This is a genomic window from Niallia sp. HCP3S3_B10, from assembly GCF_052064465.1.
In the GTDB taxonomy this organism is placed as follows: domain Bacteria; phylum Bacillota; class Bacilli; order Bacillales; family Cytobacillaceae; genus Niallia; species Niallia hominis.
In genome coordinates this window covers 1-10,099 of the sequence record NZ_JBQHVO010000099.1, presented here as the reverse complement: position 1 = coordinate 10,099, position 10,099 = coordinate 1, and the positions used below count along the sequence as shown (strand labels likewise).

The following is a 10,099-nucleotide window of genomic DNA, read 5'->3' as shown; positions in this document are numbered from 1 at the left end:
ATGTGGAAATAAGACATAAAAAACTAGAAAACAGATTTACCGATGATTTTTAGGATTTAAAAATCATCGGTTTTTCAGTGCCCTCCTCGCTACGCTGCGGGGTCTCAGCCTTTCCTCTACTTCCCGCAGGAGTTGACCGTCCTCCGCTCCATTCCACTTCGTTTTTAAAGGCTATTTCCTAAAAAATATTGTTTTCCAAAGAAAAAATAAATTAGTTGGAAGAACGGAGCAGCCTGAATACACGTAGACGCCACGGGGATTAGCAAGACAGTCTGAGACCCTGCAGGCGGAAGCAGACCGCGTCTCAGCGCGAGCCCCACGGAAAGCGAAGTGTATTCAGGCTGCGGATAATAGCAACATACTTCATGGAACATCCTTTTTAAAACGAATAAAAAAGCCCAAATGATTATACGAACCTTTCATTGGCATCTTCGTATAATCATTCAGGTTTATTTTAAGCTGGAATACTTATGTCCCAGCCTCAAATTGTTTGCTCTTTGACTTGATTTTAAACCCCTTTAAAAGCTTTTCTGTAAATGTCTGCTAATTCCGTTACTAATGGTAATTTAGGGTTAGCTGTTGTACATTGATCTTCAAAAGCACGATCTGCTAAATAATCTACTTTTGCTTCGAATTCTTTTGGATCTACACCTTGTGCTGCAATACTCATTGGGATATTTAATTCTTTTCCAAGTCTGATTACTGCTTTGACAAAGCTGTCTACTCCTTGTTCCACAGTATTAGCTGGCAATCCTAGAATTCTTGCAAGCTCTGCATAGCGCTCATCTGCTTTAAAGTATTCGTATTTAGGGAATGCCATGAATTTTTTCGGTTTCTCTGCATTATAGCGAATAACATGTGGCAATAAGATGGCATTTGAACGTCCATGTGCGATATGGAATTCGGCACCTAATTTATGTGCCAAGCTATGATTAATTCCTAAGAATGCATTTGCGAATGCCATACCGGCTATTGTAGATGCATTATGCACTTTTTCGCGTGCCTCTTCGTCATTTCCATTTCTATATGCTCTTGGTAAATATTCAAAGATTAATTGAACTGCTTTCACCGCTAATGCATCTGTATAGTCATTTGCCATATTAGATACATATGCTTCCACAGCATGTGTTAATACGTCCATTCCTGTATCTGCCGTTACAGCAGGCGGTACTGTCATAACAAATTGTGGATCGATGATAGCTACATCTGGTGTTAATTCATAATCAGCTAAAGGATATTTAATGTTTTGTTCTTTATCTGTAATTACCGCAAAAGATGTTACTTCGGATCCTGTACCAGAAGTAGTTGGAATAGCAACAAATTTAGCTTTACCACCTAATGATGGATATTTATAAACCCTTTTACGGATATCTAAGAATTTTTGCTTTAATCCGAAGAACTCTTCATCTGGATGCTCATAGAATAACCACATACCTTTTGCTGCATCCATTGGAGATCCACCACCAAGTGCGATAATGCAGTCTGGTTGGAATTTAGCCATCATCTCTGTTCCTCTAACAACTGTTTCAATAGATGGATCTGGCTCAACATCAGAGAACACTTCTACTTGCACTAGATTTGAACGTTTTCTTAAGTTATAAAGTAATTTATCCACATATCCAAATTTAACCATATATGGATCTGTTACGATAAATACTCTAGAGATATCCTGCATTTTTTGTAAATACTGTACAGAATTTTTCTCAAAATAAATTTTTGAAGGTACTTTAAACCATTGCATATTTACATTCCTTTTTGCCAATTTTTTAACATTTAATAAATGAATGTCTGTTACGTTAGTAGATACAGAGTTTTTACCATAAGATCCACAGCCAAGTGTTAAAGAAGGCATGAATGCATTATAAATGTCACCGATTGCACCTTGAGAAGATGGGGCATTGTTGATAATACGGCATGCTTTCATTCTTAGGGCAAATCTTTCTATTACTTTCGGATCTTCAGAGTGAATGACTGCTGAATGTCCTAATCCGCCAAACTCTAACATTTCTTCTGCACGTTTAATTCCATCTTCTGTTGATTCCACTTTATAGCATGCAAGCACAGGGCTCAATTTTTCTCTAGATAGAGGATAATCAGGTCCGACACCTTCTAATTCAGCAAGAAGAATTTTTGTATCTTCTGGTACTTTTACTCCTGCTAATCCAGCGATATAATGAGCAGATTTACCAACTATATCTGGATTTACAGCACATGTGTTTTCATTAATTACTAGTTTTTCTACTTTTGCCAACTCTTCTTTATTTAAGAAGTAGCAGCTATTTCGAATCAATAGATTCTTTACTTCATCGTAGATTTCTTTGTCAATGATTACTGCTTGTTCAGATGCACAAATCATTCCATTATCAAATGTTTTTGAAAGAATCAGATCGTTCACTGCTCTTTTAACTTTCGCTGTTTTTTCGATATAACAAGGTACGTTACCAGCGCCAACGCCAAGTGCAGGTTTGCCACAACTATATGCGGATTTAACCATTCCTGGTCCACCAGTTGCAAGAATTAATGCAATATCATTATGATTCATTAACGCTTTAGTTGTTTCAATAGAAGGTTTTTCTACCCATTGAATACAGTTTTCTGGTGCCCCCGCTTTAACAGCTGCATCTCTTAGAATTCTAGCTGCCTCACTGCTACATTTCTGTGCAGATGGATGGAAAGCAAATATAATTGGATTACGTGTTTTTATCGCAATAATAGCTTTAAACATGGTTGTAGATGTTGGATTTGTAACAGGTGTTACCCCAGCAACTACGCCTACCGGGTCAGCGATTTCCACAATTCCTGTTTGTTGGTCTTCGCTTATCACCCCAACTGTACGATCATATTTAATATTATGGTAGATATATTCGGTAGAGAATATATTCTTTGTAATTTTGTCCTCATAAATGCCTCTTCCCGTTTCTTCAACCGCTAATTTAGCTAAATACATATGCTTATCTAAACCAGCTAGGGCCATAGCCTTTACAATTGTATCTACTTGTTCTTGATCTAAAGACATAAATTCTTCTAGTGCCTTTTTCCCTTTTGCTGCCATCTCATTAATAACGGTTTGCACATCAACTTGCTCATTTTTCGCTTTTACTTCTTTTTCAACAACTGACATCACTAAATCCCTCCAAATCGAGAATGATAATATTGTGAAAATATTCACAAGTTACTTTAAAGAAAAAACCACTTTAAAAAAGCAGTTAATTTGTGAATATATTCACAAATAATTCTTTAAAGAAAAACTACTAATTTAGTAGTTTGTTTGCCCACTAGCTTCCTACAAACATATTATATCTTTTGGAATTTCTCGTTGTTATTCTTTACATGCTTATCATATAATGACTTGCTAAAACCTTCAAGCCTATTCTTGAAAAAATGTTCAACATTTCACAAACTCATTCACATTTTATACACATTTGTAATATTTCCTTACTTTTCCTATAATATAAAATGTGATAAAAACAACAATGAAAGGGTTTACAATATGAATAAAAAATGGGAAAGAACTAATACGGATCATGATACCTATCAATTTATAATCCGTGTCTCCTATCAGTTGTTTATGGAATTGGGATTTCGTAAGGTCAGCACAAGGATGATTGCAGAGCGTTGTGGAATTACACAGCCTGCTTTATACCATCACTTTAAGAATAAACAAGATATTTATAAAGAAGTCATTATTACGTCTATTCAACAGACTGAAAATGCTTTATTAAAAATTACGAAGGAATATCAGATTCTTCAAGAATGTCTTTACCAAATTGCTCTTTACTTTTTAGAACATTATCAAGAAGATCTCATGCAAATGTTCCATGACTTACAACATGAGATGCCAAATGATATACAAACCCAACTAAGAATTCGCTGGCAAGAGGGATTTTTAAAACCGATTAAACATGTGTTTGATATGGCTGAAAAAGATAATAATATTTCTTTTCAAAAAATAGAAAGTAATAGCGAAGAAATAGCATTCACCTTTCTTCAATATATTCAAACTGCCATGCGTCCTTCTCATATGAAAGAACTTTCTAATGAAGAACAAACAAAGGAAATCCGGCGTAAAGCAAAATTAGTCGTTCATCTATTTATATTTGGAATAGTAGATAAGTAATGATTTTTCAAAAAACACTTCCTTTCTTATAAAAATAAATATATACTCACCTTATCACTTGATAAGTTTCTTTCTTTACACATAACTTATCAAGTGATAAGTTATGTGTATTTTAAGGAGTGAACAAAATGAAACGGTATATTCATCGCTATTTTACCGCTGTCACTAGTAAAAAAGGGAAATGGATAATATTACTTGCCTGGATTCTCCTTGTTGGGATATTAAGTACACTTTTCCCTCAAGCTAGTTCACAAAAAAACGACTTAGCTAGCAATATTCCAACTAATGCTTTATCACAGCTGGCAGATGAAAAAATAAAGGAGGAATTTTCTAATGACCAAGGAACTCCTGCGTTAATTACATGGTTTCGCTCAAATGGCTTAACAGATAAGGATGTTGAACAAATCCAAGAACTTACGAACCAATTAACAAATGCGCCACTTGCTCATCAAGAAGCAATTATTCCTTATCATCAACTACCTATTGAGGGAGTCAAACAACAAATTTCAGAAGATGGCACAACTCTAGTTCTCCCTATTTTATTTTCAAATAATTTAGCTACTAGTGAATTAAAAGCTAGTATTCAAAAGCTAGAAGCTGTTGCAAATGGGATCTTTAAAAAAAATCCGTTTGACACTGCACGAAAGGATGAAACGATATTACATGCAAGGACTACTGGCCCCGTTGGTATCTCCATAGATGCAACAGAGCTATTTAGCCAAGGGGACTTATCGTTACTCATTGGCACAGTTATTATTGTGCTAATCTGTTTACTTGTCATTTATCGTTCTCCTATTTTAGCGTTAATTCCTTTAATTGGAGTAGGTATTGCTTATGGAGTTATCAGTCCTTTGCTTGGTTTCATGGGAGAACATGAGTGGATTGAATTCGATTCACAAAGCATTGCCATTATGACTGTATTACTATTTGGAGCAGGTACAGATTATTGTTTATTTATTATTAGTAGGTATCGAACGTATTTAACCAAAGAATCAATTAAAGAAATGGCGATGGAAAGAGCATTGCATCGATCTGGTGGTGCTGTGGCAATGAGTGGATTAACAGTAGTATTTTCTCTTCTTGTCCTATTATTTGCCCAATATGGTGCCGTGCAACGATTTGCAATCCCGTTTAGCTTAGCTATATTTATAATGATGATAGCCAGTCTTAGTCTTGTCCCAGCCATTCTAGCCATTATTGGTAGATTATCTTTTTATCCATTTGTTCCGAAATTAGAAGGACAAATTATAAATGGTAGGATAATAAAGACGACTAAAAAAAGAAATACATTGGGGAAAACAATCGGAAATGTAGTAACACAGCATCCATGGAAAGTGACTATACTAACGACATTATTTCTTGGTATTTTTGCTGTATTTTCCCTTAAAACAGTATATACCTATGATTTATTGTCCTCATTTCCAGATGACATGCCATCAAAAGAAGGATATACCTTAATAGAAGAACATTTTAATGCAGGGGAACTCGCACCGGTTTCTGTCATTATTGATACAGAAGGTGCAACATTAAATATTGAAGAAGAATTAAATAAATTTGCTTTCATTGCAACGGTTTCGGAGGAAGAATCGGGTAGAAGCAATCCTAATTTAGTAAAATATTCGATTGAATTAGAAACAAATCCTTATTCAAATCAAGCGATGGATGAACTCCCTATTATTCGTGATACATTAGAAGAGAAGCTTGCTGAAAATGGCATAAAGGAACCGAATGAGAAGATATGGATTGCAGGAGTAACTGCGGAACAATATGATACAAGAGAATTGACAAATCAAGATGTAAAATTAATTATTCCAATTATCTTAATCATGATTGCTATCTTGTTACTTGTTTATCTTAGATCCATTATAGCAACATTCTATTTAATAGCTTCTGTACTACTTTCTTACTTTAGTGCCCTAGGCTTAGGGTGGGTCATTCTTCATTATGGATTTGGAGTAGAAGCAATTCAAGGCTTAATCCCCTTGTACTCCTTTGTCTTTATCGTTGCTTTAGGAGAAGACTACAATATTTTCATGATATCAAGCATTTGGAAAAAACGAAAAAAAATGCCTCTCCTACTAGCAATAAAAGAGGGAGTTGCAGAATCAGGTGGGGTTATTACTTCTGCAGGAGTCATTTTAGCAGCTACCTTTATGGTGTTGACTACTTTACCTATGGAAGTGCTTGTCCATTTTGGAACGATAACCGCTATTGGGGTTGTACTAGACACCTTTATCGTGAGACCTTTTTTAGTTCCTGCAATTACTTCTCTATTAGGAAATACAGTCTTTTGGCCAAGCAAGAAAGTACATGTAAAAGGAAACGAATAAGTGATTATACGCCTCCAAGGTTTGTCTTAAGATAAGTCTTGGAGATTTTTTATCTCTTCTAGTTTATTAAAGTCAGTGAGATTTTTTTCCACATGCTAAGTAATATTAAATGGATGAAGTTTTCCTCTAGCTAACTATTTTATCTCTCTAACACTTTTGTTGATATGTATAAAAACGTTGCTCTAGACCCACCCTATAAGGAATTGATATTATAAGTGGGTTAGTTAAGGGGGCATTTGTAATGGACAAAAAATATGCAGACTTAAAGCTTGGAGAACGTGCTGCGATATTGAGCATTTTTACATATATTGTACTAGCTTCTGTTAAATTATTTATTGGAAATAGCACAGGTTCCCAAGCCCTAAAAGCTGATGGTTGGAATAATTTCACGGATATTATTGCATCTGTTGCTGTACTAATCGGGTTGCGTCTTTCGCAAAAACCAGCGGATAAAGATCATCCATACGGTCATTGGAAAGCAGAAACTGTTGCTTCTTTAATTGCTTCCTTTATTATGATGAGTGTCGGATTGCAAGTATTATTCCAAGCCGTTTCTTCCTTCTTTAGCCAGACAAGGCAAGCACCTGATTTAGTAGCGGCATATACGGCCATCGCTTGTGGTGCTGTAATGTTTGGTGTTTATCGCATTAATTTACGTTTAGGTAATAAAATTAATAGCCAAGCAGTTAAAGCGGCTGCAAAGGATAACTTCTCCGACTCGATGGTTAGCATTGGGACAGCCGTTGGGATTTTTGGCGCTCAACTAAAATTAACCTTTTTAGATCCCCTTGCTGCCTGTATTGTTGGGCTATTAATTTGTAAAACAGCCTGGGGTATCTTCCGAGAAACAACTCACTATTTAACAGATGGATTTGATGTTTTATTAATTGATCAATACAAAAAAACTATTTTGCGTACAGAAGGTGTAAAAGCTGTAAAAGAGATAAAAGCAAGAAACTATGGAAACAGTCCAGTTGTTGATGTTGTCATTACAGTTAACCAGCAGTTAGATGTTACTCATGCCCATGATATTTCTTCCGCTGTTGAGAATGCTTTAATTGATGAGTTTCATGCACTCGAGGTACATGTGCATATTGAGCCAGACGAAGACAAATAAAAAACGAAGGAATATTGGTACCGCCCTCCAAAAATTAGAGTAAAAACATTTCGGAGGTCACCACCATTTTTATTCCTTCGTTTATTTCAGCTAGATAATACAGCTAAAGTTTTAATACGCCTTAGCCCAATATACTAATTTACTTGCTTTCTTGCCACAGCATACACAAGTATCTGCAATTGCCTCCTGTTCAAAAGGCATGCATCTAGAAGTTGCACTTGTTTCTTCCTTGATTTTATCTTCACATGCTTGATCTTCACACCACATTGCTTTGATGAATCCTGGCTTTTCTTTCGATATCCATTGTTTAAATTCATCGAAGCTTAAAGCAATATGAGTATTTTCTTCTCTATGATTGATAGCTTTCTGTAGTAAATTATCTTGGATATCCTTTAACAATTGGGCAATTGTATCTTCTAGTCCATCCATTGATACAAATTGCTTTTCTCCAGTATCTCTGCGAACGAGCACAACTTGATTTTTTTCTATATCCTTTGGTCCTACTTCTAAACGCAAAGGAATCCCCTTCATTTCATACTCATTAAATTTCCAGCCTGGCTTTTTATCACTTCCATCAATGCCCACTCGAATGGAACGGTTTAATTTCTTTTGCAAATCATAGGCAAAATCCAAAACCCCTTCTTTATGCTGGGCAATTGGTACGATCATTACTTGAGTTGGCGCAATCATTGGCGGCACTACTAAGCCACGGTCATCCCCATGAACCATAATCATGGCACCAATAATTCGAGTAGTAAAGCCCCATGATGTTTGGTGAACATGCTGGAGATTTCCGTCCCTATCAGAGAACTGAATTCCAAATGATTTTGCAAAGCCATCACCAAGATTATGAGACGTTCCTGATTGCAATGCTTTTCCATCATGCATCAAACTTTCAATCGTATACGTATACTTAGCACCAGCAAACTTTTCTTTTTCTGTTTTTCTCCCTTTAATAACAGGTAGCGCTAAGAATTTCTCACAAACTTCCGCATAAACTTCAAGCATTTGAGTAGTTTCTCTATCTGCATCTTCTTCTGTTTCATGACATGTATGCCCTTCTTGCCATAAAAATTCTAATGTACGCAAAAATGGGCGAGTGGTCTTTTCCCAACGTACTACATTTGCCCACTGATTATATAGCTTTGGAAGATCGCGGTAGGAATGGATAATATTTTTATAATGCTCTGCAAAAAGAACTTCAGAGGTTGGACGCACACAAAGTCTTTCTGCTAATTCTTCCTCTCCTCCATGGGTCACCCATGCTACTTCTGGAGCAAATCCCTCGATATGATCCTTTTCCTTTTGCAATAGACTTTCTGGTATAAAGAGTGGCATATAAACATTTTCATGTCCTGTTTCTTTAATGCGTTTGTCTAATGCCTCTTTAATATTTTCCCATATTGCTGTTCCATATGGGCGAATAATCATAGACCCTCTTACACTTGAATAATCGATTAGTTCTGCTTTTGTGACAACATCTGTATACCATTGAGCAAAATCTTCTTCCATACTAGTAATGCTTTTTACAAAATCCTTTGCCATTTTAGAAGCCTCCTATTTTATTGTTTTTTATCGATATTATTTCTCTATAACTTTTACTTTTAAAGGTCCATCTTTTTGAAAAAGACCATTAAAAAAGCTTTGCCTCTCATTAGGGACCATAATAATGGCGGTACCACCCTAATTCAAAGCAAAGCTTTACACTCATCCATGGTAACGGTATTGAACCGCTGAATCTTTCTAAACAATGTCTATTCGATACAGAACGAAAAAGGCAGGTTCCACAGGTAGCCTATAGGTCCTTTCAGCAATTAGACCCTCTCTTCTAATAGACATGGCTGTATACTATTCCTTTTTATAGTTTCTTTATTCATTTCTTTGTGAAAAATCATATCGGATAGATTCATTATTGTCAATATGGAATTTTTTTATTCTTTTTCTAATAGATAGATTATAGTTTGTTCCTTTTTCTTGCTTTTTGTAAGGGAGGTGAGTGCTGAAGGCTAGTTTTCTGTTACCTTTTCCTGCTCTTTCTCTTGCTTTTGGGCTCAGAGAACGCTCCTCTGTTACCTTTTCTTGCTCTTTCTATTGCTTTCTGGCTCAGAGAAAGCTCCTCTGTTACCTTTTCCTGCTCTTTCTCTTGCTTTCGGGCTCAGAGAACGCTCCTCTGTTACCTTTTCCTGCTCTTTCTCTTGCTTTCGGGCTCAGAGAACGTTTCTCTGTTACCTTTTCTTGCTCTTTCTCTTGCTTTCGGGCTCAGAGAACGCTCCTCTGTTACCTTTTCCTGCTCTTTCTCTTGCTTTTGGGCTCAGAGAACGTTTCTCTGTTACCTTTTCTTGCTCTTTCTCTTGCTTTTGGGCACAGAGAACGTTTCTCTGTTACCTTTTCCTGCTCTTTCTCTTGCTTTTGGGCTCAGAGAACGTTTCTCTGTTACCTTTTCTTGCTCTTTCTCTTGCTTTCGGGCTTAGAGAACGCTCCTCTGTTACCTTTTCCTGCTCTTTCTCTTGCTTTCGGGCTTAGAGAACGCTCCTC

General features: G+C 36.2%; 5 protein-coding genes and 1 other annotated feature. Of the genes, 3 read left to right on the top strand and 2 right to left on the bottom strand.

Features of this window, described 5'->3' with window-relative positions:
* Positions 1-508: 508 nt before the first annotated feature.
* On the bottom strand, positions 509-3,121 hold the full coding sequence (adhE, locus tag ACTNDN_RS23940) for a bifunctional acetaldehyde-CoA/alcohol dehydrogenase (protein WP_031540646.1): 2,613 nt from the start codon (positions 3,119-3,121) through the stop codon (positions 509-511).
* Between the two features lie 369 nt (positions 3,122-3,490).
* Here adhE and ACTNDN_RS23935 point away from each other — a divergent pair, with 369 nt between their 5' ends.
* The 3 genes from ACTNDN_RS23935 (at position 3,491) to ACTNDN_RS23925 (ending at position 7,564) form a co-directional block, all read left to right on the top strand.
* On the top strand, positions 3,491-4,117 hold the full coding sequence (locus ACTNDN_RS23935; protein WP_349204758.1) for a TetR/AcrR family transcriptional regulator: 627 nt from the start codon (positions 3,491-3,493) through the stop codon (positions 4,115-4,117).
* 128 nt (positions 4,118-4,245) lie between these two features.
* Positions 4,246-6,447, top strand: a complete 2,202-nt coding sequence (locus tag ACTNDN_RS23930) for an MMPL family transporter (RefSeq protein ID WP_441132484.1) — start codon at positions 4,246-4,248, stop codon at positions 6,445-6,447.
* A 241-nt stretch (positions 6,448-6,688) separates the two neighbouring features.
* The gene (locus ACTNDN_RS23925; RefSeq protein ID WP_031540643.1) at positions 6,689-7,564 is read left to right on the top strand and encodes a cation diffusion facilitator family transporter; all 876 of its coding nucleotides are present in this window, start codon (positions 6,689-6,691) and stop codon (positions 7,562-7,564) included.
* A 111-nt stretch (positions 7,565-7,675) separates the two neighbouring features.
* On the opposite strand, the gene proS is transcribed toward ACTNDN_RS23925, so the two are convergent.
* On the bottom strand, positions 7,676-9,109 hold the full coding sequence (proS, locus tag ACTNDN_RS23920; RefSeq protein ID WP_251629649.1) for a proline--tRNA ligase: 1,434 nt from the start codon (positions 9,107-9,109) through the stop codon (positions 7,676-7,678).
* Between the two features lie 108 nt (positions 9,110-9,217).
* Positions 9,218-9,435: a binding site (T-box leader), on the bottom strand.
* Between the last annotated feature and the right edge of the window lie 664 nt (positions 9,436-10,099).

What these genes read in the sequence shown, in the direction of transcription:
- adhE (WP_031540646.1), bottom strand. Translation starts at nt 3,121, where the DNA reads ATGTCAGTTGTTGAAAAAGAAGTAAAAGCGAAAAATGAGCAAGTTGAT.
- ACTNDN_RS23935 (WP_349204758.1), top strand. Translation starts at nt 3,491, where the DNA reads ATGAATAAAAAATGGGAAAGAACTAATACGGATCATGATACCTATCAA.
- ACTNDN_RS23930 (WP_441132484.1), top strand. Translation starts at nt 4,246, where the DNA reads ATGAAACGGTATATTCATCGCTATTTTACCGCTGTCACTAGTAAAAAA.
- ACTNDN_RS23925 (WP_031540643.1), top strand. Translation starts at nt 6,689, where the DNA reads ATGGACAAAAAATATGCAGACTTAAAGCTTGGAGAACGTGCTGCGATA.
- proS (WP_251629649.1), bottom strand. Translation starts at nt 9,109, where the DNA reads ATGGCAAAGGATTTTGTAAAAAGCATTACTAGTATGGAAGAAGATTTT.